General features: G+C 72.1%; 18 protein-coding genes. 11 read left to right on the top strand and 7 right to left on the bottom strand.

All coding sequences use genetic code 11. The annotated features are described in order from the left end of the window. The first annotated feature begins 23 nt into the window (after window positions 1-23). Window positions 24-761 carry a TetR/AcrR family transcriptional regulator gene (locus ACLJQZ_RS08220; protein WP_410619442.1) on the top strand — a complete coding sequence of 246 codons (738 nt, stop codon included), beginning with the start codon at window positions 24-26 and terminating at the stop codon, window positions 759-761. On the opposite strand, the gene ACLJQZ_RS08215 is transcribed toward ACLJQZ_RS08220, so the two are convergent. The 3 genes from ACLJQZ_RS08215 to ACLJQZ_RS08205 all read right to left on the bottom strand — a co-directional run bounded on the left by ACLJQZ_RS08215 (window position 758) and on the right by ACLJQZ_RS08205 (window position 5787). After that, on the bottom strand, window positions 758-1495 hold the full coding sequence (locus ACLJQZ_RS08215) for an SDR family oxidoreductase (protein WP_410619441.1): 738 nt from the start codon (window positions 1493-1495) through the stop codon (window positions 758-760). The two genes, ACLJQZ_RS08220 and ACLJQZ_RS08215, sit on opposite strands and share 4 nt — an antisense overlap. A gap of 139 nt (window positions 1496-1634) precedes the next feature. Further along, complete coding sequence (gene leuS, locus ACLJQZ_RS08210; RefSeq protein ID WP_410619440.1) at window positions 1635-4475, bottom strand: leucine--tRNA ligase; 2841 nt, start codon at window positions 4473-4475, stop codon at window positions 1635-1637. Between the two features lie 151 nt (window positions 4476-4626). Then, entirely contained in the window at window positions 4627-5787 is a 1161-nt protein-coding gene (locus ACLJQZ_RS08205) for an esterase-like activity of phytase family protein (protein ID WP_410619439.1), read from the bottom strand. A gap of 65 nt (window positions 5788-5852) precedes the next feature. Between ACLJQZ_RS08205 and ACLJQZ_RS08200 the strand changes: the two genes are divergently transcribed. Continuing rightward, window positions 5853-6266, top strand: coding sequence for an SdpI family protein (locus ACLJQZ_RS08200; protein WP_326945401.1), 414 nt, complete (start codon window positions 5853-5855; stop codon window positions 6264-6266). Here the strand turns inward: ACLJQZ_RS08200 and ACLJQZ_RS08195 are convergent. Further along, window positions 6263-6844 (bottom strand): YqgE/AlgH family protein, encoded by a 582-nt coding sequence (locus tag ACLJQZ_RS08195; protein ID WP_247059601.1) that lies wholly within the window; start codon window positions 6842-6844, stop codon window positions 6263-6265. The genes ACLJQZ_RS08200 and ACLJQZ_RS08195 overlap by 4 nt on opposite strands. Window positions 6845-7140: 296 nt before the next feature. Here ACLJQZ_RS08195 and ACLJQZ_RS08190 point away from each other — a divergent pair, with 296 nt between their 5' ends. From ACLJQZ_RS08190 to ACLJQZ_RS08180, 3 genes are all read left to right on the top strand, one after another. Further along, the gene (locus ACLJQZ_RS08190; protein ID WP_410619438.1) at window positions 7141-8433 is read left to right on the top strand and encodes an MFS transporter; all 1293 of its coding nucleotides are present in this window, start codon (window positions 7141-7143) and stop codon (window positions 8431-8433) included. Between the two features lie 142 nt (window positions 8434-8575). Further along, window positions 8576-9115 carry a YbaB/EbfC family nucleoid-associated protein gene (locus tag ACLJQZ_RS08185; RefSeq protein ID WP_410619437.1) on the top strand — a complete coding sequence of 180 codons (540 nt, stop codon included), beginning with the start codon at window positions 8576-8578 and terminating at the stop codon, window positions 9113-9115. Next, complete coding sequence (locus tag ACLJQZ_RS08180; protein WP_410619436.1) at window positions 9115-9438, top strand: WXG100 family type VII secretion target; 324 nt, start codon at window positions 9115-9117, stop codon at window positions 9436-9438. Before ACLJQZ_RS08185 ends, ACLJQZ_RS08180 begins: the two co-directional genes overlap by 1 nt. Before the next feature lie 1797 nt (window positions 9439-11235). Here ACLJQZ_RS08180 and ACLJQZ_RS08175 read toward each other — a convergent pair. Together ACLJQZ_RS08175 and ACLJQZ_RS08170 are read right to left on the bottom strand one after the other, a co-directional pair. Continuing rightward, entirely contained in the window at window positions 11236-12183 is a 948-nt protein-coding gene (locus ACLJQZ_RS08175) for a hypothetical protein (RefSeq protein ID WP_410619435.1), read from the bottom strand. A gap of 27 nt (window positions 12184-12210) precedes the next feature. Further along, on the bottom strand, window positions 12211-12939 hold the full coding sequence (locus ACLJQZ_RS08170; RefSeq protein WP_410619434.1) for a hypothetical protein: 729 nt from the start codon (window positions 12937-12939) through the stop codon (window positions 12211-12213). Between ACLJQZ_RS08170 and ACLJQZ_RS08165 the strand changes: the two genes are divergently transcribed. Genes ACLJQZ_RS08165 through ACLJQZ_RS08140 form a run of 6 tightly spaced genes read left to right on the top strand, consistent with a single transcriptional unit; the run spans window position 12916 to window position 25862 of the window. Next, complete coding sequence (locus ACLJQZ_RS08165; RefSeq protein WP_410619433.1) at window positions 12916-16902, top strand: toxin glutamine deamidase domain-containing protein; 3987 nt, start codon at window positions 12916-12918, stop codon at window positions 16900-16902. The two genes, ACLJQZ_RS08170 and ACLJQZ_RS08165, sit on opposite strands and share 24 nt — an antisense overlap. Beyond that, the gene (locus ACLJQZ_RS08160; RefSeq protein ID WP_410619432.1) at window positions 16902-17351 is read left to right on the top strand and encodes a hypothetical protein; all 450 of its coding nucleotides are present in this window, start codon (window positions 16902-16904) and stop codon (window positions 17349-17351) included. The genes ACLJQZ_RS08165 and ACLJQZ_RS08160 overlap by 1 nt, the downstream gene beginning before the upstream one ends. Then, window positions 17348-18751: a TNT domain-containing protein gene (locus ACLJQZ_RS08155; RefSeq protein WP_410619431.1), complete on the top strand. Its 1404-nt coding sequence runs from the start codon at window positions 17348-17350 to the stop codon at window positions 18749-18751. Before ACLJQZ_RS08160 ends, ACLJQZ_RS08155 begins: the two co-directional genes overlap by 4 nt. Further along, window positions 18752-20992 (top strand): ADP-ribosylglycohydrolase family protein, encoded by a 2241-nt coding sequence (locus ACLJQZ_RS08150; protein ID WP_410619430.1) that lies wholly within the window; start codon window positions 18752-18754, stop codon window positions 20990-20992. Window positions 20993-21008: 16 nt separating this feature from the next. Next, complete coding sequence (locus ACLJQZ_RS08145; RefSeq protein ID WP_410619429.1) at window positions 21009-23918, top strand: ADP-ribosylglycohydrolase family protein; 2910 nt, start codon at window positions 21009-21011, stop codon at window positions 23916-23918. A 36-nt stretch (window positions 23919-23954) separates the two neighbouring features. Next, window positions 23955-25862 carry a TNT domain-containing protein gene (locus tag ACLJQZ_RS08140; protein ID WP_410619428.1) on the top strand — a complete coding sequence of 636 codons (1908 nt, stop codon included), beginning with the start codon at window positions 23955-23957 and terminating at the stop codon, window positions 25860-25862. Here the strand turns inward: ACLJQZ_RS08140 and ACLJQZ_RS08135 are convergent, their stop codons facing one another. After that, the gene (locus ACLJQZ_RS08135; protein WP_410619427.1) at window positions 25863-26714 is read right to left on the bottom strand and encodes a class I SAM-dependent methyltransferase; all 852 of its coding nucleotides are present in this window, start codon (window positions 26712-26714) and stop codon (window positions 25863-25865) included. Window positions 26715-26722: the final 8 nt, after the last annotated feature.

The following is a 26722-nucleotide window of genomic DNA, read 5'->3' as shown; positions in this document are numbered from 1 at the left end:
TCGTAAGCGCCTAGACTGTTCGGATGAGCCACCCCACGCGGAGGGGTCGCGCGCGTGCGGCTACCGAACTGGACATCCGGCGGACCGCCCGGAGGCTCCTGGTCGAGCAGGGGCCCGAGGCGGTCACCCTGCGCGCGATCGCACGGGAGCTGGGGATCACCGCGCCCGCCTTGTACCGGTACTACGAGTCGCGCGATGACCTGGTCGAGAACCTGCGGCTGGACGTCTGCGCGGACCTGGCCGACGAGCTGGCCGAGGACATCGCGGAGATCCCCGATGACGGGATGCTGCAGCTGTTCGCCATCTGCAAGGGCTTCCGGCGGTGGGCGCTCACCCACACGAAGGAATTCACGCTCGTGTTCGCGTCGCCGACCGGTGGGGTCGGGTCCGCGGCCGGGAGTGCGCTGAGCCGGGTCGACGAGCCGTTCGGGCGGATCTTCCTGGCCGCCGCCGGGCGGGTGCTCGCGATGCACGACCTGGTCACGCCGCCCAGCAGCGGGGTGCCGGACGAACTGCGCGACGACCTCATGACGTTCCAGCAGTCGCTGGCCGACGTGCTCTCCGAGTCCGGCCAGAACATCCCGGCGGAGCGGCTCGACCTCGGCGTGACGTACCTGATGATCCAGTTCTGGGCCCGGCTCTACGGGCACGTCACGCTCGAGGTCTTCGGCAACTACCCGATCCCGATGTCCAAGCCGGACGTCCTGTTCGAGGCCATGCTGATCGACCTCGCGAAGGAAATCGGGCTCGACCGCAGTTAGGCCGCGTGGCCGCCGTCGACCGAGAGGGTCGACGCCGTCACGTACGCGTTGGCCGGGGCGGCGAAGTAGGCCACCGCCGACGCCACCTCGGCCGCCGTTCCGTAGCGGTCGAACGCCGTCAGGGCGCGCTGGTCGGCCGCGTACGGGCCGTCGGCCGGGTTCATGTCCGTGTCCGTCGGGCCCGGGTGGACCAGGTTGACCGTGATGCCGCGCGGGCCGAGTTCGCGGGCCAGGGCCTTGGTCAGGCCGGTCATGGCCGCCTTGCTCGTCGCGTACAGGACCATGCCCGGGCCGGGTACGCGGTCGGCCACGCAGCTGCCGATCGTGATCACGCGGCCGCCTTCGCCCAGGTGGGCGGCCGCGGCCTTCGTCACCGCGAGCACGCCGCGGACGTTGACCGCCAGCACGCGGTCGACGTCCTCGATCGCGGTGTCCGACAGCGGCCCGACGAAGCCGACGCCGGCGTTGTTCACCAGGACGTCGAGGCGGCCGAACTCCGCGACCGTGGTTTCCACCGCCGCCGACACCGCGGCGGCGTCCGCCGAGTCCGCCTGGATCGCCAGGGCACGCCGGCCGAGGGCCTTGATCCTGTCGACCACCTCGGCCGCCTGCCCGGCGTTGTGCTGGTAGGTCAGGGCGACGTCCGCGCCGTCCTCGGCGAGCCGCAGTGCCGTGGCCGCACCGATGCCGCGGCTGCCGCCCGTCACCAGGGCCACCTTGCCGTCGAGGGTCATGCCGGGTTCTCCTTCGATCGAGCGGATTTCCTTGACCGCTCAATCAAATCGAGAACACCTTGCGAGCACTGGCACCTTTCCGCCGTCGCGCTGCGGCGGACGGTGGCCCACCCAGCGGACTGGGTGGGCCACCACCGGCCTACAGGACGATGTTGACCAGCTTGCCCGGGACCACGATCACCTTGCGTGGCGTGCCGTCGCCGACCAGGGATGCGACCTTCTCGTCGGCCAGTGCTGCCGCCTGGACCGCGTCCGGCGCGGCGTTCGCGGGGACCGTGATGCGGGAGCGGACCTTGCCGTTCACCTGGATCGGGTACTCGACCGAGTCCTCGACCAGGTACTTCTCGTCCACCACCGGGAACGGGCCCTGCACCAGCGAGTCCGCGTGGCCCAGGCGGCGCCACAGCTCCTCCGCCATGTGCGGGGCCAACGGTGCCAGCATCAGCACCAGCGGCTCGGCCAGCTCGCGTGGTGTCGACGCGGTCGCGCCGTACGTCTTCGTCACGTGGTTGTTCAGCTCGATCAGCTTGGCGCCGGCCGTGTTGAAGCGCATCTCCGCGTAGTCCTCGCGGACGCCGGCCACCGTTCGGTGCAACACCTTGCGATCCGCTTCCGAAGCGTCCTCTGTGGACACTCGCAGCTCGCCGCTCGCCTCGTCGACGATCAGGCGCCACAGCCGTTGCAGGAACCGGTGCGAGCCCACGACGTCCTTGGTCGCCCACGGGCGGGACATGGCCAGCGGGCCCATCGCCATCTCGTAAAACCGGAACGTGTCGGCGCCGTAGTTCTCGGCCATCTCGTCCGGCGTGACGACGTTCTTCAGGCTCTTGCCCATCTTGCCGTACTCCTGGCTGACTTCCTCACCCTCGAAGAAGTACTTGCCGTCGCGCTCCTCGACCTGCTCGGCCGCGACGTAGACGCCGCGGGCGTCGGTGTAGGCGTACGCCTCGATGTAGCCCTGGTTGAACAGCTTCCGGTACGGCTCCTTGGACGTCACGTGGCCCAGGTCGAACAGCACCTTGTGCCAGAACCGCGAGTACAGCAGGTGCAGCACCGCGTGCTCGACGCCGCCGACGTACAGGTCGACGCCGCCGGTGTCGTCCGCGCCGTGCTCGGCGGCGCGCGGGCCCATCCAGTACGCCTCGTTCTCCGGCGCGCAGAAGGACTCCGCGTTCGTCGGGTCCACGTACCGCAGCTGGTACCAGCACGAACCGGCCCAGTTCGGCATCGTGTTGATGTCGCGGCGGTAGGTCTTCGGGCCGTCGCCCAGGTCCAGCTCGACCTCGACCCAGTCGGTCGCGCGGGCCAGCGGGGACGACGGCATCGAGTCGCGGTCGGCGGCGTCGAACGTCACCGGCGAGTAGTCGGCGACCTCGGGCAGCTCGATCGGCAGCATCGACTCCGGGACGGCGTGCACTTGGCCGTCCTCGTCGTAGACCACCGGGAACGGCTCGCCCCAGTAGCGCTGGCGCGAGAACAGCCAGTCGCGCAGCTTGAACTGCACGGTGCCGACGCCGGTGCCGTCCTCGGCCAGGCGCTCGATGATCGTCTTCTTGGCTTCGGCGACGTCCATGCCGTCCAAGAAGCCGGAGTTGATCGCCGGGCCGTCACCGGTGAACGCCTTGCCGTCGAAACCGTCGGACGGCTGCACGGTCCGGATGATCTCCAGCCCGAACTTCTCGGCGAACTCCCAGTCGCGGACGTCCTGGCCCGGGACGGCCATGATCGCGCCGGTGCCGTAGCCCATCAGGACGTAGTCGGCGACGAAGACCGGGATCTGCTTGCCGTTGACCGGGTTCGTCGCGTACGCGCCGGTGAAGACGCCGGTCTTCTCCTTGTTCTCCTGCCGGTCCAGCTCGGACTTGCGCGACGCCGCGACGCGGTATTCCGTGATGGCGTCGGCGGGCGTCGCCGCGTCGCCGGTCCAGCGCTTGTCGACGCCCTCGGGCCAGGTGGCCGCGGTCAGCTTGTCGACCAGGGGGTGCTCCGGCGCCAGCACCATGTAGGTGGCGCCGAACAGGGTGTCCGGCCGGGTCGTGAAGACCTCGATGGCGTCTTCGCCGGCCTTGAACGTGACGCGGGCGCCGTGCGAGCGGCCGATCCAGTTCCGCTGCATGGACTTGACCTTCTCCGGCCAGTCCAGCAGGTCCAGGTCGTCGACCAGGCGATCGGCGTAGGAGGTGATCCGCATCATCCACTGGCGCAGGTTGCGGCGGAACACCGGGAAGTTGCCGCGCTCGCTGCGGCCGTCGGCGGTGACCTCTTCGTTCGACAGCACCGTGCCCAGGCCCGGGCACCAGTTGACCGGCGCCTCGGAGATGTAGACCAGACGGTGGTCGTCGATGATCGTCTTGCGCTCGACCGCGCTCAGGGACGCCCAGTCACGGCCGTCCGGTGTCGGGCGCGAGCCGTCGGCGAAGGCGGCCTCCAGCTGGGCGATCGGCCGCGCGCCACCCGCTTCGACGTCGTACCAGGAGTTGAAGATCTGCAGGAAGATCCACTGCGTCCAGCGGTAGTACTCGGGGTCGATCGTGGAGATGCGACGGCGTTCGTCGTGGCCCAGGCCCAGGCGCCGGATCTGGCGCAGGTAGGTCCGGATGTTCTCCTCGGTCGTCTTGCGCGGGTGCTGCCCGGTCTGGACCGCGTACTGCTCGGCCGGCAGGCCGAACGCGTCGAAGCCCATCGTGTGCAGCACGTTGCGCCCGATCATCCGATGGAAGCGGGCGAAGACGTCGGTGCTGATGAAGCCCAGCGGGTGCCCGACGTGCAGGCCGGAGCCCGACGGGTACGGGAACATGTCCTGGACGAACAGCTTGTCGCTGGGGACCGGCTGCCCCTCGACCGCGAGCGGCCCGACGGGGTTGGGCGCGTGGAACGTGCCGTGGTCGGCCCAGAAGTCCTGCCAGCGCCGCTCGATCTGACCGGCCAGCGCGGCCGTGTAGCGGTGCGCCGGGACGTCGGTCCCTGTTGTCTCGGTCATCGCCGTCTTCCTTCGTCGCGAGGTACTCCAGAAACAACTCGACCCCTCAGCCTCGAGGGCATGAGGGGTCGCCGCGCCGGCCGGGGCCCGGTCAGCGCGGCAGGCTAAGGAGCAGCCGAGCCGTGTTCATAGCTTCATCGTAACTTGCTGGTCAAAGCCGTTCGGAGGGGACCGCCAGAGCGACGAACTGCGTGACCTGGGTGGGCGAGAAGTTGTTGTCGCTGACGATCACCAGGCTGCGCTCGCCGTTCGGCAGCTTCGGGCCCCAGGTCATGCCCTCGATGTTGTCCACAGTGGACAATCCGAGGTCGGCCGCGTCGAAGAGCAGGCGCTTCTTGACCGGCGTGACGTGCTTCGCCGCACCCAGTGACGGCACGTTCAGGACGTTCGTCGCGCCCTTCGTGTCGATCTCGTAGACGCGCACCTTGTTGCCGACGCCGGTGACGAACGAGCGCTCCATCATCAGGAACTTCGTCGGGTCGGCCTGGTCGACGGCCAGCATCGACGAGACGCCGGTCGTCGCGAACGCGCCGGCCGGGACCGGTGACGCGAAGATCGGCTCCTGCGGGTAGGCGTACTGGGCGAGGACTGGGCCGTAGCGGCCCTGCAGCGTGATCCGGGAGACGCCGCCGGTCGTCGGCGTCGACTCCGGGCCGTCCTGCAGGAGCGGCCCCTCGACGTCGCTGGCCAGCAGCGCGCCGAAGCCGGCGAACGTGATGCCCTCGAGCACCAGGTTCTGCCGCGGGCCCGCCGTCGGCGTCATCTTCTCGTTCGCGGGGATCGGCAGGTCACGGACGTATTTGCCGTCGCGACGCGCCTCGCGGATCGACGGGTCGATCAACGTCGTCGCGGTGCGCTCGCCCTCCTGTGACCAGTAGTAGTCGCCGGTCCACGGGTCGACGCGCAGCTCTTCGGGGTCGATCGTCTGCTCGTTCTGCGGCTTGGCGGGGTCGTTCTGCGTGAGCGGCGGGTACGGCGTGCCGTCCGGCCGCAGCAGCGGCTTCGTGCTCGTGAAGGTGACGTCGCCGACGCCGTTCGCCGTGACCGGGAACGTCGCGGTGTAGAACCGGGCCGGGTTGATCGCCGACCGGTCGTCGCAGATCAGGGCGTAGCCGCCGGTCCGGGGGTCGTAGTCGATGCTGGACAGGCCGCCGACCGTCGTCCCCTGGTACTGCAGGGAGTTCGGGACGATCTTCTCGCCGAGCAGCCGGACGGGCCGCTGGTGACTCTCGGTGGCATCGGCCGGCGCCGCGGCGGCCAATCCCCCGATCAGGGCAAGGGCCAACACGGTGGGCAGTACACGGGGTGACATGGCCTGTAGCACAGTCGATCAGGGTATCCGGCAGGTTGCCAGGACGTCACGCTTATCCTTGACCCGTGTTCGCTATCGCGCTGGTTCCGATCCTGCTCGGTGTCGTCGTCGGCTGGGGCGGTGTCCTCGGCGTCCGCGAAAAACTGACGCGCGAAGGCGGCACCGGCGTGCGCACGCAGGCCGCGTTGCGCAGCGAAGACGCGTTCAAGCTCGCGAACCGCGTCGCCGGGCTGCCGACCGCGGCCGGCGGGGCGATCTCGATCCTCTCCGGGCTGGCCGGGCTCGCGATGCCGTCCACCGGTGGCCTGATCGCCGCCGCACTCGGGGGCATCGTGGCGATGTTCGTGCTGGTCGTGGGCGGTGGCGTGCTCGGCAACCGGGCCGCGCTGACCGTCCCCGCGCCGGCCCCGGCGGCACCCGCCGGCTGCAGCGGCTGCGCGTGCGGCGAGGGCGGCTGCGGCGTTTTCAAGAAGGCCTAGTTCCGCTGGAGGTCACCCGGGTGGGTGGCCAGCAGCGCGATCGGCACGCCCTGACGGCGCAGCACCTGGCTCCACAGGTCTCCGCTCGGCGAGGCCAGGATGTCGCTCGGCAGCGCGGGCACGATCACCCAGTCGTCCCGCTCGATCTCGCCCGCCAGCTGGCCCGAGTCCCAGCCCGCGTAGCCGGCGAACACGCGCACGCCGCGGACCTTCGGCACCAGCACCTCGGGATCGGTGTCCAGGTCGACCAGCGCGACCGGCCCGCGGACCGCGATCACGCCCGGCACGCTCGCCGCGGTCTCGCCGGTGCGCAGCGCGGCCAGGCACAACGCCGTCTTCTTCTCCACCGGCCCGCCGACGAACACGGACTGCGGCTCGGCGACGTGGCCGCCCCAGTTCGGCAGCACGTCGTGCACGGCGACGTCGCTCGGCCGGTTCAGGACGACGCCGAGCGTGCCCTCGTCGCGGTGATCGATGACGAACACCACGGTCCGCCGGAAATTGGGGTCGACCATGGTGGGGGCGGCGACCAGGAGCGTTCCCGGCTCAACCTCGGCGTCCGCTGGCACGCGACCCATGATCTCACCTCTGGCCCGGCGAATTACTTCGGCTCGGGAACAATCGCCCCACCCGCCTCGTTTGAAACAGTGGTCGGCGCACTCCGTGTCCCCCGGGCTCACTGAAGAACCGCCTTTGTGGAATACCGTCCGGCTGGAGCCACACTGCGCATAGCCGCCGAGAGGCGACCTCAGTGCGTCGGCCACCTCTTACTCAGTGGCTGCGCCACTTTCGCGATCTCGCCCTGAGGGCGTCCAACCGGGGGAGGGCCCCCGGAGCCCCCCGAAGTGCGTCGGCCACCCTCTACTCTGGGTCCGTGACGATCAGCGCCGACGTGGCCACAGGGCGAAAAGGCCCTCGCGAGCTGCTCAAGGACCCGGCCTTCCGGCGGCTGCTCTTCACCCGCTTCGCCGCCAGCTGGGGTGACGGCGTCTTCCGCGCCGGGCTCGCCGGTGCCGTGCTCTTCAACCCCGAACGCGCCGCCGACCCGCTGGCCATCGCCGGCGGGTTCGCCGCGTTGCTGCTGCCGTACTCCGTCGTCGGGCCCTTCGCGGGCGCCCTGCTCGACCGCTGGGACCGGCGCAAGGTCCTGATCTTCGCGAACCTCCTGCGCGGCCTGGCGATCCTCGCGTCGGCCGCCGCCGTCGGCTTCGGGTTCGGCGGAGTCGGCCTGTTTTCGCTGGCCCTGGCCGCGGAAGGGATCTCGCGCTTCATCGGCTCCGGGCTCTCGGCGTCGCTGCCGCACGTCGTCCCGCCGCCGAGTGTGGTGACGGCGAACGCGTTCGCCACCACCATCGGCTCGGTCATCGCCGTGATCGGTGGTGGCTGCGCGATCGGCTTGCGCGCCCTGTTCGGCAGCGACGACGCCGGCTCGGCGTACACGACGGCGTTCGCGGTGCTCGGCACGCTGGTCGCGGCCTTCATCGCCCGTGGGTTCACCCGCGGGCTGCTCGGGCCTTCCGTGGTCGACGAACCGATGAACCCGCTCGTCGCGGTCGCCCGAGGGCTGGCCGACGGCGCGAAACACGCCTGGCGCGCGCCGAGCGTCACCGCCGGGTTCATCGCGCTCTTCGCGCACCGGGCGTCGTTCGGCGTCTCGCTGCTGGTCACCGTCCTGCTGATGCGCAACTACTTCACCGACCACGGCCTCCTGCGCGCCGGCCTGCCCGGCTTGGGGCAGATGGCGGCGCTGGCCGGGGCCGGGCTGCTCATCGCCGGCCTGCTGACGGCCCGGCTGATCCGCCGTGCCGGACGGGTGCGCGCGGTGCTCGGCGCGCTGGTCGTCGCGGCGATCGCGCAGTCCGCGCTCGGGCTGCCGATGGTGCTGCCGTGCGCGCTGCTCGCGTCGTTCTTCATCACCGGCGCGGGTCAGGTGCTGAAGCTCTGCGTCGATTCGTCGATCCAGCTCGACGTCGCCGACGAAGCCCGCGGCCGCGTCTTCGCGCTCTACGACACGCTCTTCAACATCACCCAGGTGGCGGCGGTATCGCTGGGCGCGCTGGTCATCCCGGACGACGGCCGGTCGCCGGGTCTGCTGATCGCCGCAACCGTTTGCTACCTGGTCGGCGGGGCCGGGTACCTCCTCGCCCGGCGCCGCACGATCAGCTGAGGCAAAAGCCCGAACCGGCTCCGATGACTGCTCCATTGGCATTAGGGTGACGACAAGTCATTAGTAGGTTCGAGGGACACCGGGGGCTCCTGTGACCACCGCGGGCGACGACCGTGCACGCCTCGAGGCGCGCAATGCCGCGATGAAGGACCAGATGGACACCCTCCTGGAGAACTTCGAGCGGCAGACGGCGCAGCTGCGTGACGCCCAGGCCGCGGCCGCGGAGACGTCCGCTCAGGTCGAGTCCGCCGACGGCCTGGTCCGCGCGACCATCGACGCCGGCGGCAGCCTCGCGAAGCTGGAGTTCGCGCCGAACACGTTCGAGCGCACGACCCCCGCGCAGCTAGCGAACACCGTCCAGACCCTGGTGCGTCAAGGATCGCTGCAGGTCAAGCAGAAGATCGCCGATTTGATGGCGCCGATCACCGAAGGCCTGCCCGACCTCGCCGACCTGGTCGACGGTGCGCCGTCGCTGGCCGGGCTGGTGCCGCCGATCCCGGACTTCGCCGAGGAAGCTTCCGAGCCGCCGCGTCCCGAATCCTTCGAAGACGGCGGCTCGATCCTGCGCAACGACCAGCCGCCGGTGCCCCCCGCTGCCCCGCCGGCGCCCACGCGCGTCCGCCCGCCGCGCGCGGACGAGGACGAGGAGCCGCCGTCGTCCTGGATGACGAGGGGCGACTGATGCCGGACGGGGGAGCCGGCTTCACCGCGGAGCCGGACGCGGTGCTGCGCGCGTCGACCGGCCTGGTCACGGCCGCGGACGGGCTCGACAACGCACTGAAGGCGTTGCAGGGCGCGCTGTCCGCGCAGGGCGAGTGCTGGGGCGACGACGACTCCGGCAAGGAGTTCGCGAAGGACTACGTGCCGGGCGCACAGGGCGCCGTCGAGGGCTTCACCAACCTCGTGCAGGGGTTGCGCGGGATGCAGCAGAACGTCGACAAGTCGATGAAGGCCCTGACGGGCGCCGACGAAGACGTGACGTCCCAGCTCGGCAAGGGGCAATGACCCGTGGGTATGGAGATGCCCGACGCGGTCAAGTGGCTGCTGCCCATCGTCGTCGGCGAGAGCTGGCCGGAGGGCGACGAGACCAAGCTGCGCGCGCTGCGGGACGCATGGCACACGGCGTCGTCCGCGATCGGCCCGGCTTCGGACGCCGGCAACCAGGCGGCTTCCGGGATCCGCGACAACTGGACGGGTGACGGCGCCGACGCGTTCGTCGAGCAGTGGAAGAAGTTCGTCGAGGGCGACGAGGCGTACTTCAAGCAGCTGGCCGACGCGACGAAGGCGTTGGGCGACTCGTGTGACCAGACAGCGCTGGACGTCGAGTACACGAAGTACATGATCATCATCTCGCTGATCGTGCTGGCCGCCCAGATCGCGGCGATGATCGCGGCCGCGGCGGTGACGTTCGGCGGCTCGACGGCGGGCATCGCGCCGGCCCAGATCGCGACGCGGATGACCGTGCAGATGCTGTTCCGGCAGCTGCTGGAGAAGCTGGCGCAGCAGGGGTTCAAGCAGGTCGCGAAGGAGTTGCTGGAGAAGCTGCTCAAGCAGGGTCTCAAGAAGATCGGCATGGAGGTCCTCAAGAACGAGGCCATCAACCTCGGCATGGACGCGGGTATCCAGGGCCTGCAGATGGCGAAGGGTGATCGCCAGAGCTGGGACTGGTCCAAGACCTCGGATTCGGCGATCTCGGGCGCGGTCGGCGGGGTCGTCGGTGCCGGCAGCGGCGCGATCGGCCGCGGGGCGACCGAGGGGTTGTCGCACAGCGCGGGCGGGCAGATCGCGGATGCGGCGATGCGGGCCGGGGCGCGGGGAGCTGCCGAGGGAGTCGCGCAGACGGTCGGTCAGGCCGCGGTGACGGGCGATCTCGGGTCGTTGACGCCGGAGCAGCTGCTGACGGGCGCGTCGAGTGGGGCCGTTGGTGGCGCTGTTGGTGGCGCCAAGGAGCAGATGCACTCGGTTCACGAGGCGAACATTCCGGGGGCTGCGCCTGGTGGGGACGGGGGCTCTGGGTCTGGAGCCGGAGACTCGGGTTCTGGCTCTGGCTCGAGGGATTCGGAGTCGGGTTCTGGCTCCGGGGACTCGGGGTCGGGGGATTCCGGGTCGGGGGAGTCTCGTGGGGCCGGTGAGTCCGGAGACTCCAGCTCGGGCTCGGGCAGCTCTGGGGAGTCCCGCGGCTCTGGTGAATCGGGCGAGTCCGGGGGTTCGCGCAGCACCGGTGAATCCGGTGAGCCGGGCGGCTCGGGTGAGGCCGGTCAGTCCCGTGGTGCCGACGAGTCCGGGGATTCGCGGCGGGGCGCGGAGGAGCCGGGTTCGTCGTCGGAGCCGGAGTCGCGGGGTGAAGTGCCGCCGTCGCGGGCGGAGTCGTCGTCAGCACCCGAGACGCGGAGCGAGGCGTCTTCCGAGGCAGAGTCCCGGAGCGAGGCGTCGTCCGAGCCGGAGTCCCGGCGAGAGGCGGCGTCGGAGTCCCAGCAAGAGCCTGAGTCGCGAGGTGAGGCACCTGCCTCCCAGCGGGAGCCGGAACCCGCGTCGCACCGTTCGGAGCCTGATGCGCAGCAGGGTCCTGCGCGTCAGGCGGCTGAGCCCGTCGCGCAGCAGCAGCCCGAGGCGCAGCGAGTCGTGTCCGATGGTCCGGCTCCCCAGCAGCAGGCACCCGCAGGTGGATCAACGCCGTCGATGGGTGACGGCGGAATGCCGAGTTCGTCGGGCGGTTCGCACAGTGCGGATTCCCCGGGCGGCCCGTCGCAGGCCTCGCCGAGCAGTCCGTCGCACGGCGGGGGCTCGTCGCACGGCGAGAGTTCATCCGGCGGGTCGTCGAGCGGCGGCTATGGCATGGCCCCGCCGGGATTCGGCCCCGAGCCGGGACGGCAGAGCGGCGGACGTCCGGCGGACAACGTCGGCGCGGCCGGGTTCACCGGCGGCCCGGGCCAGCCACTCGCGGCGGACGCGGGACCGACGCCGTTCCAGGGTGGTGGGGCACCGCAGCAGATGCCGCCCCCACCGGCAGGCGGATTCACGCCGCCGCCCGGCGGGATGCCGAGCGGCGGTGCTCCGGGCGGACGCGCGAGTGGCCCGGGTCCGCGCCCGGGCGGGCCGACGCCGCCGATGCCCCCGCGAGGTGGCCAACCCCCGCACGAACAGCCGCGACGAGTGCCGCCGCAGGACCCGCGCCGGATGCCGCCGGGTGGTCAGACTGGTCAGCCGCCGATGCCGCAGGGTGGCCGGCCGCCCCAGGGTGGGCAGGCCCCGCGCGGTGGACAGTCGCAGCCGGGCGGCCAGCCGCCCCACGGTGGGCAGCCGCAGCGAGGTGGACAGCCGCCTCATGGTGGGCAATCGCCGCAGACTGGGCAGGCCCCGCACGGTGGGCAACAGCCTCACCCCGGACGGGCCCAGCAGGGTGGCCGGCCACCACAGGGCGGGCAGCCGCAGCAGGGTGGACAGGCCCCGCACGGCGGACAGCCGCTCCAAGGCGGACAGCCGCAGCACGGGGGGCAAGCACGCCCCGGTGGACAGCCGCTCCAGGGTGGGCCGGCGTCCCACAGTGGGCAGGGTCCGCACAGTGGGTTGGGTCCGCACATTGGGCAGGGTCCGCACAGTGGGCAAGCGCCACGCGGCGGGCAGCCGCCGCATGGTGGACAGCCGCCACACGGTGGACAGCCGCCACATGGTGGGCGGTCTTCGCAGGGTGGCCAGGGTCCGCAGCTTGGGGGGCCGTCGCAGGGTGGACGTTCGGGGCCGCCGCCGCATGGGGGGCAGCCTCCGCAGGGGCATCCGTCACAGGGCGGGCCGCATCCGAATGATCCTCGCCGGATGCCGCCGGGTGGGTGGCCTCCGCAGGGTGGGCCGATGCCGGGCGGGCAGCGTCCGGCGGGGTATCCGAACCAGCCGCGGGGGCCGCAGGGTCCGGGTGGACGGCCGTCGATGCCGCCACCGCCGCCTGGTGGGCGGCCGCCGCACGACCCGCGTGTGGTGCCGCCGCCGCGCTCCGGTCCGCCCCAGGAGAATCGTCCGCGCGGTCCGCACAACCAGCCGCCCAGGGCTTTCGAGCAGCCTCAGCCGATGGATCGCGCCCCGGAGCAGCCGCCAGTGCATCGTCCGGCGCCGGCTGACCAAGCTCCGCGACCGCCCGTCGCGCCGGCGACGGAGCAGTTCGCCGGACAGGCGCACCCCGCGCGTCCGGCGGAACCGCCTGCCCCTCAGCGTCCGGTCGAACAGGCGCCGGCCCGGGAACACGCCGCTGAGCCGGCGCCAGCCACGCGTGGCCACGCAGCTGAGCAGCACGCGCCTGCGGCCGAGCGTCCCGCCGAACCGTCGGCCGAGCAGGATCGTGCGGCTGAACGGCCTGCTGAGCAGACGGCCGGGCAACCCGGTGGTGAGCACCGGCCGGGCGAGCAGGTACCGGCCGAGCAACCGCCCGGCGAGCACCCCGCTGAGCACGCGGCCGCCGAGCAGCACGGTGGCGATGTCGGCGACTCGGCTGTGCCGGAACCGCGGCAGGGGCACGCCGACGAGCCCTACCTGACCGACGAGCAGTTCCACACCGCCGATCCCGCCGGGGTTCGGCGGATCGAGGACACCTTCATCGACTCCGGGCGGCAGAGCGCCGAGACCGGTGAGTGGCGGCACGAGCAGGTCCGGCGCGAGGCGCTCCTCAAGCGCGACGAGTTCCACCCCGGCATGTCCGACGACGGGGCCTTCGCCGTGCACGCCTACACGCGGCACGAGATGGTCGGGCCACTCAACCGGGCCCTGCGGTTCGGCAGCCCGGAGCTTGCGGACCTCGCTCCGCAGGCCGGGGCGCTCGTTTCCGGGTTGAACGAGATGCCGCCGCACGTCGGGACCGTCTCGCGGCGGATCGACTTCCAGGGCGATCCCGCGCGGGTCCAGGCCTTCCTCGGGCGGTTCCACGAGGGTGCGCACATCACCGAGCCGTCGTTCCTCAGCTCGTCGAAGGTCGACGGCGAGCACCCGCGGAGCATCTTCCCCGGCGAGGTCGAGATGCGGATCGACTCCAAGACCGGCCGGGACGTCGAGTCCATGGCCAGCATCGGGCGCGAACGCGAGGTGCTGTTCAAGGCCGGGTCGCAGTTCGAGATCACGGGTATCGAGAAGGGTCCGGGCCACCCGGAGCACCCCGACTACGTCCACGGCTCCGGCGGCACCATGGACCAGCCGCAGTGGATCGTGCACGCCGAGGAGGTCACCGCCGGTGATCCGCGGCACCTCGGGGAGGCCGACGCCCGGCACGCGATCGACGAGCGGCGAGCGCAGGAGCGGGCCGACGACGAGCGGTTCCAGCGTGAGGCCGACGCCGAGACCGAGAAGTTCTACGCCGAACACCCCGAGCTCAAGCCGAGCGGCAACCTGTTCAAGCTGCTGGGCGGGGACGACGCCGAGCCGCCCGCGCCCGAGCGGCGGGTGCCGGCGACGCGGGAGCCCGAGGGTGGCTGGTCGCGGCTCGCCGAGCCGCTCACGCCGGGTGGTGAGCCGGTGCTGCACGCCGGGTCCGTCGAGAGCCCGCAGCAGCACGCGCGGCTCGTCCGGGACGCCGTTCCCGAGCTCGCCTCGGTCAACACCCGCAACCACTACGGCCCGGACGCGCTCGAACACGGCTTCCGGACCAACTCCGCCGAGTCGATGGTCGCCTTCGAACGGCGGATGAACGGCGAAGACGTCGTCGCCGGGCCGGGCATGAACCAGGGCCCCGCGCACGTCAGCGACCAGCTCGGCGGGCAGTGGCACAGCCGGGACGGCTTCGGCGACGTCGCCCGTGACCTGGGCGAACGTCCGGTCGGCGCGCGGACGGCCGTGGCCTTCGAAGCCGACGGCGAGACGCACCTGGTCGCCGGCGTCCACACCGAGCACGGTGTCGTCTTCGCCGATCCGGTCACCGGTCGTCTGGCCGAGCTGCCGCACGACGCCACCGGGATCCACACCCTGCCCCTGGGCGGCGGGGACGCAGTGCCGCACCACGCGCCGGAGATCGCGGATCGGCTCAACCCCACGCCCGAGCGCGTGCCGCACGACGAGAGCTACCTCTTCGACGGCGAGCACCACGCCACCCCGGCCGACCACGAGAGCATCCGCCGGGCCGTCGGCGACGACGGCGTCTACCAGGACGTCCACGACCGCGCGCTCGCCCGCCGGGACGCCGCCGGGCTGCCGCTGACCGACGAGGGTGCCGTCGCGGTCCACGGCTACACCCGCGGCGAGTACGCCTACGACGTCAACGACGCCCTGCGCCGCGGCCCCGGCCACCCCGGGTTCGACCTCGCGCAGGAGAACACCCGCGCGATCGTCGACGGTCTCGGCCAGGTGCCGCGGACGTCCGGTGAGACCGTCCGCGGCATCGACGTCGGCGGCGATCCGCGGCTGGCCGAGCTGGTCGCCGGGCCGTACGAGCCGGGCGCGGTGGTCGTCGAGCCCGCGTTCTCCAGCGCGTCCATCAAGACCGGCGAGCTCTCGACGTCGAAGTTCGGCGACGACGTCGAGCTGCACGTCCGGTCGGACAACGTCCGCGACATCTCGAAGCTCGCCGAGAACCCGGGTGAGCGCGAGTCGCTGTCGCCGCCCGGGACGCAGCTGCTGGTGCACGACAAGCGGCTCGAGATCACGCCCGAGGGACGCCGCAAGTGGGTCGTCGAGGCCGAGGAGATCGGGCCCGGCCACCCGCGCTACCTCGATCCCGAGGCCGCGCAGCGGAAGATGGCCGAGCGGCGCGCCGAAAACGAGCACAACGCGGCGGAGTTCGACCGGCGCAAGCAGGAGTCGATCGCCGAACGCCTGGGCGGCCTCAACGAGCCGGTCGTGGAGCACCACCCGACCTCGGTCAGCGACGTCCTCGACGGCCCGGCCGAGGCACCGCCGACGCCGGAGCCGGTCCACGACTACTCGTCGCTGGCGCGCGCGACGAATCCGCCCGCCGAGCCGGCCATCCACGCCGGCGCGGCGACGCCGGCGGAGCGCGCGGCCTACGTCCAGGACCGCCACCCGCACCTGCGCGAGGTCAACCCGGGCTTCCACGAGCCGGGCGCGCTGGAGAACGGCTACGTCTCCAACTGCACCCGCGGCCCCGAGGCGTACTGGGACCGGCTGCACGGCGGCGACGCGACGGCCGAGCCGATCCCGCTGCACGAGATGGGCGCCCGCGGCACGCTCGAGCACATCGAGAGCCGGTTCGGCGAGACGTTCTCCGATCGCGCGAGCTACGACGACGTCATCCGCGAGATGCGCGAGCGGCCGGTGGACCACCACGCCGTGGTCGCGGTGAAGTACGAGGGCCGCGGCGGCGTCGAGTACGGGCACGTCGCGATGGTCGTGCACACCCGCGAGGGCGTCGCGTTCATCGACCCGCAGTCCGGCGACCTGATGCACCTGCCGCACCCGCCGAAGGACATCAAGCTGCTGCACGTTGGGACGCCGGGCACCGAGCACGTCCAGACCGAGGTGCACGGCGAACACGGCGGCTACGGCATTGCCGAACACGGTTTCCTGGACCGTGACGACGTCGCCGCGGCGCTCGACGGCCACGCGGACGCGGACTACATCCGCGCCCACCTCGGCGAACACCCCGATCTAGTGCGGGTGCTCGCCGACCCGGCCAACGACTACCTGACGCGCTCGCTGCTCGACAACCCGAAGACGCTGGCCAGCCTGCTCAAGCACCCCGAGGCGATCCCGATCCTGGAGGACGCCGTCCACGAGGTGAACGAGCGCGGGTACAGCGTGGTCGACGACGTCGAGCACCAGGGTGTCGAGCCGTTCGACCCGACTCCCGAGCAAGCGGAGATCTCCGCCGACGTGGCGGAGATCGCCATGGATGTCGACCGGGGGTTGCGGCTGCACGAGAGTTTCGACCTCGGCAGGGCGGGAGATCCGGAGTACTGCCGGCAATGGGTCGCCGAGGAACGCGAGCGCTGGCCCGAAACCCAGGGCACGCTGAACCGCATCACCGAGCGGATCGCGGGCGAGACCGATGGTCACGCGGGATTCCGGCCGGAGCCCAAGGACGACGTACGCGCTCTGGCCAAGATCGAGAAGCACGGTTGGAACGGCGGGAAGCTGACCGACCTCGTCGGCGCGAAGATCCAGTTCGAGCGAGTGGCGGACATGTATCGCGCGCTGGACGCGGTGCGCAACGATCCCGAGCTGACGATCGTCGACTTCACCGACCGGCTGGCCGAGCCGAAGGGCAGCGGCTACCGGGACCTGCAGCTCAACGTACGGCTGCCGAACGGGCACGTGGCCGAACTGCGGTTGCACCTGACGCACATCGACGAGGTGGCGTCGTACGAACACGCGCTCTACGAGGTGCGTCGTGACTTCGAGACCTTCAGCAGGAAGGAAGGGCGCGACGGCATCCTGTCGCCCGAAGAAGCGGCGCTCGACGCGGCGTTGACCGAGCAGGTCCGAGGCCGTTTCGAAGAAGCGTTCCGGCGGGGACTGACATCCGAGGAGAGCGGCTGATGGCCTTCCAGACCCCGATGTTCTACAAGTACTACTCCCGGACCTACCGGATCGACGCCACGCCCGACGGTGGCCTGGTCGGCTTTCTCCTCGACCTGCGGACCGGCTTCTTCGTCCAGGACAGCAGCCACATCCGCGAGGTCATCTGGTCGACCACCGAGTCGAACATCGACGGTCCCTTCAAGGAAGAACGATTCGTCCAGGAGACCGAGCGCGAACGGGACTTCCACCTGACCGGCGACGGGCCGATCTTCGCGCTTTACGAGACGGTGGGCGGGCTCTACGAGCAGGCGAAGAAGCGGGAGAGCCGACGGTTGGAGCCGCAGGAGTCCGCACTGGTCCAGTCGATCTACAAGCGGACCTTCAAGATGTGGGAAGACGAAGCCACCCGTCGTGCGGCCGGTGAGGCGCCGACGTTCGAAGCCAAGCCGCGTTACCCGAGGCAATGATTCACGTGGAACAACGACTTTCGCCCGATGAGCAGCGCGCCCTCCTGGTGCAGCTGGGAAAGCTCCTGCGCGAGCACCGGGCCGACGCCGAACGGCCGGCCATCGTGGACTTCCGGCAGGTCGGGAAGCACGTCGAGGTCGAGGGGCACAACGCCGCGACGCCGGACGAGCTGGCCGACCTCTTCGGGCGGCTGCGGCAGGGGATGTACACCGCGGAGCGCGGGACCTGGCTGCAAGCGCGGTTCACGCTCGCGCCCGACGGCACCTTCGACTTCGACTTCGCGCTCGACGACGAGCCCGTGTGGACGGACCCGCCGGAGGCGACGGCGTTCCCGGCGGAGCTCGGCGAGTTCCCGCGGCCCGACGAGCACGTCCCGGACTGGTGGCGGATCCGCGCGCAGCTACCGCTGGGCGTCGTCTTCCGGATCGCGGACGTCGGGGGCCCGGAGACCGAGCGGCCGCTGCTGACCGACACCGAGGCGCCACTCGTGCTGCAGTACCTCGAGCGCGAAGCCGTCGTGACCGAGGGTTTCCACTCCGACGGCACCTGGATCTGGTCCGAAGCCGTGCCGCGGCTGCTCGCCGAGTTCGGCCTGCCGCCCGAACCGGACCTGGTCGCGCACATCCGGCGCCACCACTTCCAGCCGCCGTACGTCGAGCCGCTGGTCCGGCGGACCGCCGAGGCGGACCTGCTGGGGAAGCCGCGGCCGAAGCCGGGGCGCACCGACGGCAAGACGACCGGGGGTGACGTCGTCGCGGCGCTGGAGACCACGCCGGACCCGTCGCTGGACGACGAAGAGCTGCTGACCGTCCTGGTGCAGCGGCTCGGCGAGCACGGGGTGTGGCCCGAGGCGTACCGCGTCGGCGACCGCGCGGACGGCACGTGGTGCCTCAACTACACGCCGGACGGCTGGGAGGTCGCGGCCTACGCCGACGGCGCGCCCCGCGAGCCGAAGCACTTCGGCCGGCTCGAGGACGCCGCGCAGCAGCTCCTGGGCGCGTTGCTACTGCACCCCGCCCGGATGACCGCCGGCCACGAAACACCGTTGGAAACGGCTCGGGAGCTGGCCGACTGGCCGGTGCACCCGGCCCCGGGTGAGCCTCCCCTCACCCTGCTCCGCAACAAGCGCATCACCCGGCTGGTGGCGGGTACGGTCGTGCTGCGCTTCGGCGAGGAACCCGGCAACCTCGTTCACCACGGGGAGGTACGGTTCGCCACGACGTCGCTGCCACTCGAACGCGAACGGGTGCAGCGGAGTTACCGGCTGAGACGCCCCGTGCACGTGATCACCGGCATCACGGTGCCGTGGGCGAACCTGCCGGGAGGCGCGGTGGCCTACGTGCTGCCGAAGACGATCGCCGAGCACGAGTCCGACGGAAGCCTGGAGAGGATCGAGTAGGTGGAAGCGGCGGAAGCGATTGCCAAGGTCGGCCAGTGGCTGCGCGCGGTGCACGGCCCGGACGTCTCCGGTCCCGCCGGGCTGCGGGTGGACACCGAGAAGGTGCTGCGCATCCCCGAGGGCTGGTCGGTGCCCTACAACACGATCGCGTTCCTCGACGAGGGCCGGCCGGACAAGGAGATCTTCCCGCCGCCGTCGGTGGTGGTCCGCGAGCCGGACGGCGAGCTGCGCCAGGCGCACCCGCACCCCGGCGGGCTCTCGGTCCCGGTGGCGTTCCCCGGGCAGGAGAACTGGCGCGAGGTCGTCGACCCCGAGTACGTGAAGGCCGGGCTCGGCGAGCTGGGCGTGCCGCTGCAAGCCGTCGCCGGCTGGGTGAAGGTCGACGCCGACGGCAACCAGACCGGCGAAGAGCGCGAAAACCCGGAGTACAAGGCCGGGCCGATCCGCCGTGGCTACCCGAAGCCGGAGAACACGCTCGAGACGCTGCTGTCGTTCGCCAGCGTCGGCTGGCTGACGCGGGAGCTGCTGCTCATCGGGCTGATCCGGTGCGAGGTGTTCGTGCCGCTCGACCTGGAGACGGGCAAGACGGACCGGTTCTACTTCGCCGAGGAGCGCAACGAGCTCAAGGTCTTCAGCTCGACGCGGCACCTGCCCTCGCGCGAGCACGGCTGGTGGCGGGTCGACGTCGCCACGCTGGCCGAGTTCGAGCACCCGCCGAACCTGGTGATCAACGGCGGCCCGACGACCATCGAGGACGTCTCCAGCAACGAGCTCGCCCAGATCGTCAAGCGGTTCCCGCGGCACGAGCCGCGCATCGACGTCCACGGCCGCTGCCCGGAGGCCGAGGAGGACCTGATCCGCGTCGCCGCCGACACGGCGTCGCGGATGGCGCTGCCGGCGCCGGTCAAGCCGCCGCTCGCCGCGGCCGAGCGGGCCCGCAAGCGCGGTTACGAGCTCACCGCCGAGGAGTGCGCGAAGACCGTGCTCGGCGAGTCGTGGCTGAAGCGGATGACCATGCCCGAGCCGCCGCGCAGCAAGCCCAACGACCTGCGCGCGAACGGCCTGGCGCCGGCGTACGACAACGACGGGCGCCCGGTGCCGCGGCTGGACACGTTCGGCAAGTACTTCGAGCGGGACCTCGACGGGTTCCGCTACGGCTGGCAGCGCGTCACCGGCGCGTTCGTCGGCTTCGCACTCGGCGAGGCGCTCGGCGCCGCGGTCGACCGGATGCCGCTCCACGACATCCACGCGAAGTACGGCATCGAGGGCGTCTCCGACCTGGTCCCGGCGTTCGACCAGCCGGGCCGGATCGGCTCGCTGACGCAGCGGCTGCTGTTCTACACCGAGGCCGTGATCCGCAGCCCGCACCGCGAGCAGCCGGAGTCCCGTGAGGCCGAGCAGCTGCTCCCCGACGTCACCCGCGGCGCGCTGCAGCGCTGGCTGAAGACGCAGGGCGCGCCGCTGGATCACCCGGACGGCTGGCTCGTGCAGGTCACCGACCTGCACGCCCGCCGCGACGCCGACGACGCCGAGCTCAACGCCTACCACCAGCTCGCCACCGGGGCCGGGGGCACGCCGCTGTCCGGCCCGGCCGCGCTGCTGCCCGCGTTGCCCGCCGCGCTCACCATGGCCGGTCCCGGCAGCGGGTTCAGCGGCGGCGCGCGCCAGGCCGTGCGCGCGATGGCCGGCGTCACCCACCCCGGCGAGCCCGACCTGGCCGCCGCGACCTACCTGACGTGGCTGTTCGAGCAGGCGCTGACCAAGGACGCGTTCAGCTTCCCGATCTGGAACCTCGGCCGGGAGATCCTCAACCCGGACAACCGGTTCCAGCAGGGTCCGGAGTGGACCGAGATCAAGGAGATGGTCGCCGAGTCGGTGCCGTTCTTCGGTGAGCACGGCCTGCCCGACCTGCGGATGCCGGAGCTGATCGGCGACGGGAAGGGCACGCTCTCGGTGCTCGGACGCGCCTTCGCGGCGTTGTCCGGCTTCGAGAACTACCCGGAGCAGGCGCTGCTGCGCGCGGTCAACCACTCCGGCCGCAGCGCGCTCACCGGCGCGATCGCCGGCGCCCTGCTCGGCGCGCGCACCGGCATCCCCGGGCTGCCGCAGAAGTGGGTCGACCAGCTGGAGCTGCGCTACCTGGTCGAGAACGTGGCTTCGGACGCCTACTGGCACTTCGACCGGCACTCGGCGCTGAGCGCACTCGGCGACCAGTGGATCGAGCGGTACCCGCGGCATTAGCGCGAGGATGGGGAGAATGAGCGAAGAGGAAGCTGTCGCGCGTCCCGGCGCGGCCGCGGCGGTCGACGACGGCTTCGTCGAGTGGCGGCCGGACGTCGACCCGGAGTTCGACGAAGCGGCGTTCCCCGGCCTCGGCATCCCCGCGCGCGCGATCCGCGGCTGGGCGCAGTACACGCTGTTCGGGGAGCCGACGGGGCCGCGCCGCGGCAACGAGGGTTACACCCCGGGCCCGGTCTGGCGTGGCTTCCCGAAGCCGACGACCGACGCCGAGAAGCTCCTGAACTACCTGGGCGCGAACTGGATCAGCCGCGCCGAGTTCGCGCGGGCGCTGCTCGACACCGAGGTCCTGGTGCCGACGCCGGACGGCGAGCCGCTGCTGCGGCCGGTGCCCGGCACCTCGGGCCACGAGGTCATCGCCTTCAGCTCGTCGGCGAAGGTGCCCGGCCGCTACCCCCAGCGGTGGCGGGTGGTCGTGCGCGAGCTGCTGCGGCACCAGCCGGGGACCGGCCTGACGCTCGACCCGGGCACCGGGCTCGTCCGCAGCCTGGCCGCGGCCGAGCTGGCGGACGCCGGGCACGACGCCGCCCCCCGGCCGTGGCTCGACGAGCCGGCGCCCGAAGCCGGGCCGGAGGTCGCCGAGGCGCTGGCCGCGCTGGCCGGGGAGTTCGGCATCGAGCCGCCGGACCTGCTGACCCGCCACCTGCGCTACGCCGTCGACCAGGCCCGTGACCACCGCGTGGAGCTGACGCCGGCGGAGTGCGTCCGGTACCTGCGCGGGTTCGCCTGGCAGCACCGCAACGGCGTCCGGCGCCGGGCGGGCCAGGACCCGCAATGGCCGGCCGACCTGGGCGCGAACGGGCTGATCGCGCACGTCGGCGAGGACGCCGGCCCACGGCCGGTGCCGTGGACTTCCGGCAAGTTCTTCGCCACGGGCACGCTCGCCGGGCGCTTCGCGTGGCACCGGATCGTCGGCGCGTACGTCGGGTTCGCGATCGGTGACGCGCTCGGCGGCGGCGCCGACCCGGGCGGCCGGCTGGAGCTGGGCGGTCTGACGCGGCACCTGCTGTTCCACACCGACGCCGTGCTGCGCGGCCTGCCGCCCGTTCCCACCGGCGAGGTCCCGGCGACGCTGCCCGAGCCGGACCCGGTCGGCTGGCTGGCCGTCGCGACCCGGCACGCGGGCCCCGCGCCCGCGGAGCTCTCCGCGCTGCTGGCCACGGCGCTGGCCGCGACGCCGGCCGGCGCGGTGGCGCTGGCGGACGTCGACGGCGAGCAGTACGCGAAGGACGTCGCCCGCGAGCTGACGGGCAGTGCGGCCGGGCCGGAGGTCACCGAAGGCGTCGAGCTGCTGGTGGCCCTGTTCCAGGCGCTGCTCACGCGGGAGGAGTTCGCACCGCCGGTGCACCTGCGGCTGCGGGAGCTGGGCGGCGAGCTGGCGACCTCGACGCTGGCCCTGCGGGATGACCGCGACGCCGACGACGTCACGCAGCTGGAAAGCATCGGTGACGGCCGGAGCGTCCGGTCGGTGCTGGGCCGCGCGCTGTTCGCCGCGGCCAAGCGCGGCTACGACCCGGAAGCGGCGATCACGCTCGCCGCGCGGTCCGGCCCGGTCGCCGGGGCACTGGCCGGCGCCATGGTCGGCGCCCGGCTCGGCGTGCCCGGCCTGCCCGCCGCGTGGGTGGCGGCGCTGCCCGACCTCGGGCTGCTCGACGACGTCGCGAGCGACGTCTTCTGGTACTTCAACCGCAACGGCCTCCAGACGGAGACGGCCGAGCACGCGCGGTGGGAGCGCCGGTACCCGAGCGGCCGGTTCAGCCCGAAACCCCCGCCGGCCGCGGCGGGACCGGACTTGCGCTCACGGCTGCGCGGCAGCCTGCTGGCCGGTGCGATCGGCGACGCGCTCGGCGCGAAGACGGAGTTCGACTCGATCGACCGGATCCGCGAGATCGCCGGGCCGGCCGGGATCACCGACTTCATCCCCGCGTACGGCGGCGTCGGCCGGATCACCGACGACACGCAGATGACGCTGTTCACGCTCGAAGCGCTGATCCGCGCGCACGCCCAGCGGCGGCACACCGGCTCCGCCGACGTCGGGCACTCGCTGCAGCTGGCCTACCAGCGCTGGCTGCACACCCAGGGCGTCGCGTGGGACCGGGCGCGCGGGCCGCGGTCCGACGTCGAGGCGCCGGACGGCTGGCTCGTCACGCACCAGGAGCTGTTCAGCCGCCGCGCGCCGGGGCTGACGTGCTTCGGCGAGCTGGAGGCGTACGGCCGCTCCGGCGTCCGCGGCACGATGGACCGGCCGGTGAACAACTCGAAGGGCTGCGGCGGGGTGATGCGCGCGGCGCCGATCGCGCTCTGGTCGGACGACCTCGCCGAGGTGTTCCGGCTCGGCGCGGAGAGCGCGGCGCTGACCCACGGTCACCCGAGCGGGTACTTGTCGTCGGGCTGCTTCGCGGTCATCGTGCACGAACTGCTGCACGGAAGGGCACTCCTCGACGCCGTCGCGACCGCGCGGGCCGAGCTGGTGAAGTACCCGGCGCACGAGGAGCAGAGCGCGGCGCTGGACGCCGCGTTGGCGTTGGCGGAGCAGGGGCCGCCGACGCCGGAGAAGGTGGAGTCGCTCGGGCAGGGCAACGTCGGTGAGACGGCGTTGTCGATGTCCGTCTACGTCGCGCTGACCACGACGGACGCCGACACGGCGCTGCTCGCGTCCGTCAACCACAGCGGGGACAGCGATTCGACCGGTTCGGTCTGCGGCAACCTCGTCGGCGCGATGTACGGCGAGCAAGCACTGCGGCGGAGCTGGCTCGACCAGCTCGAGCTGCGCGATGTCATCGTCGAGCTGGCGGACGACGCGCTCACCGAGTTCGGCGCGGATGCGCCGGACGAAGACCGGTGGTTCGCTCGGTACCCGCTCGACTAGATTTCCGGTGTCACTGGGGTCAGGGGAGGACGAAACGTGCGTTACCGGGTCGAGGTCGCCGAACGCCCGGACGGCCTGTACGCCGCGTGGGGTGAGGGGACCTTCCGCGCGCAACGCTCCACCACGGACGGCACGGTGCTGCTGTCCGTGCTGCCGGACGACGAGGCACCCGACGGCTTCGACAAGGAGCAAGACGGTCGTCCCGCGCGGGTGGTGCCGGCGAGCGAGGTGCCGTCGACGTTCACGCTGCGCACCTTCTGCGAGTACGACGACGAGGTCTTCGAGGTCGCTCCGGGTGAGCGGCCCGAGCTGACGCTGCGCTGGGTCCGCGACGACGCCGCGCGCGCGGCTCAGCTGGGCTTGACCGACTTCTCGGTGACCGTGCCGGCGAAGCGCGTCCAGTCGATCTGGCAGGCGCGGCAGGACTTCACCGAAGCGCCGGACGCGCGCCCGAAGCCGGGCGAGGGCGACCAGAACGCGCTGCTGCGGGCCATCGGGCGAACGCTGCTGCACACGGTGCCGGGCGGCTGGGCGCGCGTCGGCGCGCAGTTCCGGCAGGTCGGCGACTACGCCGAGATCGAGCTCCGCGCGGTCGGCGACGAGGACGGCCCGGTTTCGGTCTCGCTGCCCGCTGTCCCGCGTCTCGGCGGGCTCTTCGCGCGGCTGCGCGCGTCGATGTACCAGCCCGAGTCCGGGACGTGGTTCCAAGGGACGTTCACGCTGGACTCGGCCTCGCAGTTCGACTTCGACTTCGACGCCGACCGCGAACCGGAGTGGCGGGTCCCGCCGAACGACGGCGGCCGGCCGTCGACCGCGGCCTACGAGCTGGAGCTGGCGACGTTCCCGAGGTCGGCGAAGCACCTGCCGTCGTGGCTCACCGCGCGCGCTGGGCTCCCGCTCGACCTGACCTTCCGGCTCGCCAGGGCGGCCGACTCGCACGCAGAGGGCGAACGCCCGGTCGTCAACCGGCCGCCGGTGCCGCCGGACCAGGTCCGCGGGGTGCTCGACTACCTGTTCCGGGCGCCGGTCGCGCTGCACCGGCCCACGCCGCTGCCGGACATCTTCGGGGTGCCGGGCGCGAAGCCGGAGGTGCCGAACGCGTTCCACACCGACGGCACCTGGATCTGGCCCGCCGCCGTGCCGCACTACCTGCGCAAGTACGGGGTGCCGCCGGAGCCGGAGCTGGTCGAGCACGTCCGGGCGGCCGGGTTCCGCCCGCCGTTCGTCGGCGAGCTCGTCCGGGCGACGGCGGAGGCGGAGGTCGCCGGGCACCCGCGGCCGCCGCAGACGGCCGCCGACCTGCCCGACGACCGCGCGCTCACCCGCGTCGCGCAGGGCGAGCAGGTGCGGAACCTGAAGGGCGCGGAGACGCTGGAGCTGCTCCAGCAGCGGCTCGCCGAGCACGGCGTGCCGGCCGCGACCTACCGGATCGGTGCGAACGAGGTACCGGCCGAAGGCGTCTGGACGCTGCGCCGCGCCGAGAACGGCTGGGAGGTCTCCCGGCCGCCCGCCGACGAGCCGGTGGCGTTCACCTCGCTCGGTGACGCGGCCCGGTTCCTGCTCGGCGTGCTGCTGATGCTGCCGGCGCGTCCGGCGGAGGAGTCCGACCAGCCCGCCGACTGGCCGATCCTGCCGATGCGCGGCGAACCGCCGTTGAACTTCTACCGCGGCAAGCGCCTGATCGTCCTGCCGCCGGGCACGCAGGTCGTCCGGTTCGGCAACGAGACCGGCAACCTGATGCACGCCGACGCGACGCGGTTCGTCGAGACGTCGCTGGCGTTCGAGCGTGAGCGGGAGAAGCGGCAGTACCGGGTGCTGCGGTCCATCCGGGTGCTGACCGGCGTCACCGCGCCGTGGAGCGGGATGCCGGGCGGTGCGGTCGCGTACCTGCTGCCGCGGCCGATCGCCCAGCACCTCGAGACGGGCTCCCTGAGCCGGGTGTGATCAGGAAGCCGTGATCAGGACGGCGGGTGACCACCAGTAGTCGGCGAGCGGTTCGACGCCGACGTCGGTGAAGCCCGCCGTCTTCAGCTGCTCGGTCCAGGCCGCGGCCGGGTGCTCCCAGTTCGTCCGCTCATGCCCGGCGACCAGGCCGAGCAGCACCGGCAGCAGGAAACCCTGCGCGACGAGCGAAGCGTCTTCGCCGTACTCCGCGACGCCACGCTCGTAGCGCTCGACGAGCGAGCGCAGGTGCTCCGGCGATCCTTCGGTGAACTCCGGGACGTCGAACTCGGCGAGCACGAGCGTCCCGGCGCGCAGCTGGATCGCGCGAAGCACCTCCACGCGCTGCTCCGGCTCGATGGACTGCAGCGCGAACGTCGACTGGACGAAGTCCCAGCCGAGGTCGTCGCGGGCCAGGAACTCCTGCGCGGTCGACTGCCAGCACTGGGCCGCCGGCACCCGCTCGTGGACGCCTTCGAGCAGCGCGGCCGACGGCTCGACCAGGTCGATCCGGCTTGGCACGTGCGTCGCCTGCTCCAGCGCGGGCACGACGGCCAGGCCGTCACCACAGCCGAGGTCGAGCAGCGACTCCGGCTTCCCGGCGTCGTAGCGGGCCGCGAGCTCGGCGCTCAGCGCCCGGTAGAGGCCCACGTTGCCGCCGCCGCGGATGAACGCCGTGAACGCGCTCGGCGCGTCGTACACCGGCGCGGAGCTGTCGCCGGCGAGGTAGGTCCGCAGCTCGTCGGCCAGTGAGGAGCCGTCGCGGCCGGCTTGGCCGGCGAGGTCGGTGGCCTGCTCGCGGTCACCGGCGCGGTAGGCGGCGAGGGCGTCGGCGAGCAGCTCGATCGAGGTCATGGTTCAGG

It is taken from the genome of Amycolatopsis sp. cmx-8-4, assembly GCF_046548675.1.
In the GTDB taxonomy this organism is placed as follows: Bacteria; Actinomycetota; Actinomycetes; order Mycobacteriales; family Pseudonocardiaceae; genus Amycolatopsis.
Note: the sequence above shows the minus strand (reverse complement) of the source record. Positions and strands in the feature narration are given on the sequence as shown.

Excerpts from the sequence above, each read along its gene's own strand:
- ACLJQZ_RS08155 (WP_410619431.1), top strand. The coding sequence starts at position 17,348 with ATGATTCACGTGGAACAACGACTTTCGCCCGATGAGCAGCGCGCCCTC.
- ACLJQZ_RS08145 (WP_410619429.1), top strand. The coding sequence starts at position 21,009 with ATGAGCGAAGAGGAAGCTGTCGCGCGTCCCGGCGCGGCCGCGGCGGTC.
- ACLJQZ_RS08215 (WP_410619441.1), bottom strand. The coding sequence starts at position 1,495 with ATGACCCTCGACGGCAAGGTGGCCCTGGTGACGGGCGGCAGCCGCGGC.
- ACLJQZ_RS08205 (WP_410619439.1), bottom strand. The coding sequence starts at position 5,787 with ATGTCACCCCGTGTACTGCCCACCGTGTTGGCCCTTGCCCTGATCGGG.
- leuS (WP_410619440.1), bottom strand. The coding sequence starts at position 4,475 with ATGACCGAGACAACAGGGACCGACGTCCCGGCGCACCGCTACACGGCC.
- ACLJQZ_RS08180 (WP_410619436.1), top strand. The coding sequence starts at position 9,115 with ATGCCGGACGGGGGAGCCGGCTTCACCGCGGAGCCGGACGCGGTGCTG.
- ACLJQZ_RS08220 (WP_410619442.1), top strand. The coding sequence starts at position 24 with ATGAGCCACCCCACGCGGAGGGGTCGCGCGCGTGCGGCTACCGAACTG.
- ACLJQZ_RS08195 (WP_247059601.1), bottom strand. The coding sequence starts at position 6,844 with ATGGGTCGCGTGCCAGCGGACGCCGAGGTTGAGCCGGGAACGCTCCTG.
- ACLJQZ_RS08135 (WP_410619427.1), bottom strand. The coding sequence starts at position 26,714 with ATGACCTCGATCGAGCTGCTCGCCGACGCCCTCGCCGCCTACCGCGCC.
- ACLJQZ_RS08185 (WP_410619437.1), top strand. The coding sequence starts at position 8,576 with ATGAAGGACCAGATGGACACCCTCCTGGAGAACTTCGAGCGGCAGACG.
- ACLJQZ_RS08175 (WP_410619435.1), bottom strand. The coding sequence starts at position 12,183 with ATGCGGCGGCGGCCCCGAACGTCCACCCTGCGACGGCCCCCCAAGCTG.
- ACLJQZ_RS08160 (WP_410619432.1), top strand. The coding sequence starts at position 16,902 with ATGGCCTTCCAGACCCCGATGTTCTACAAGTACTACTCCCGGACCTAC.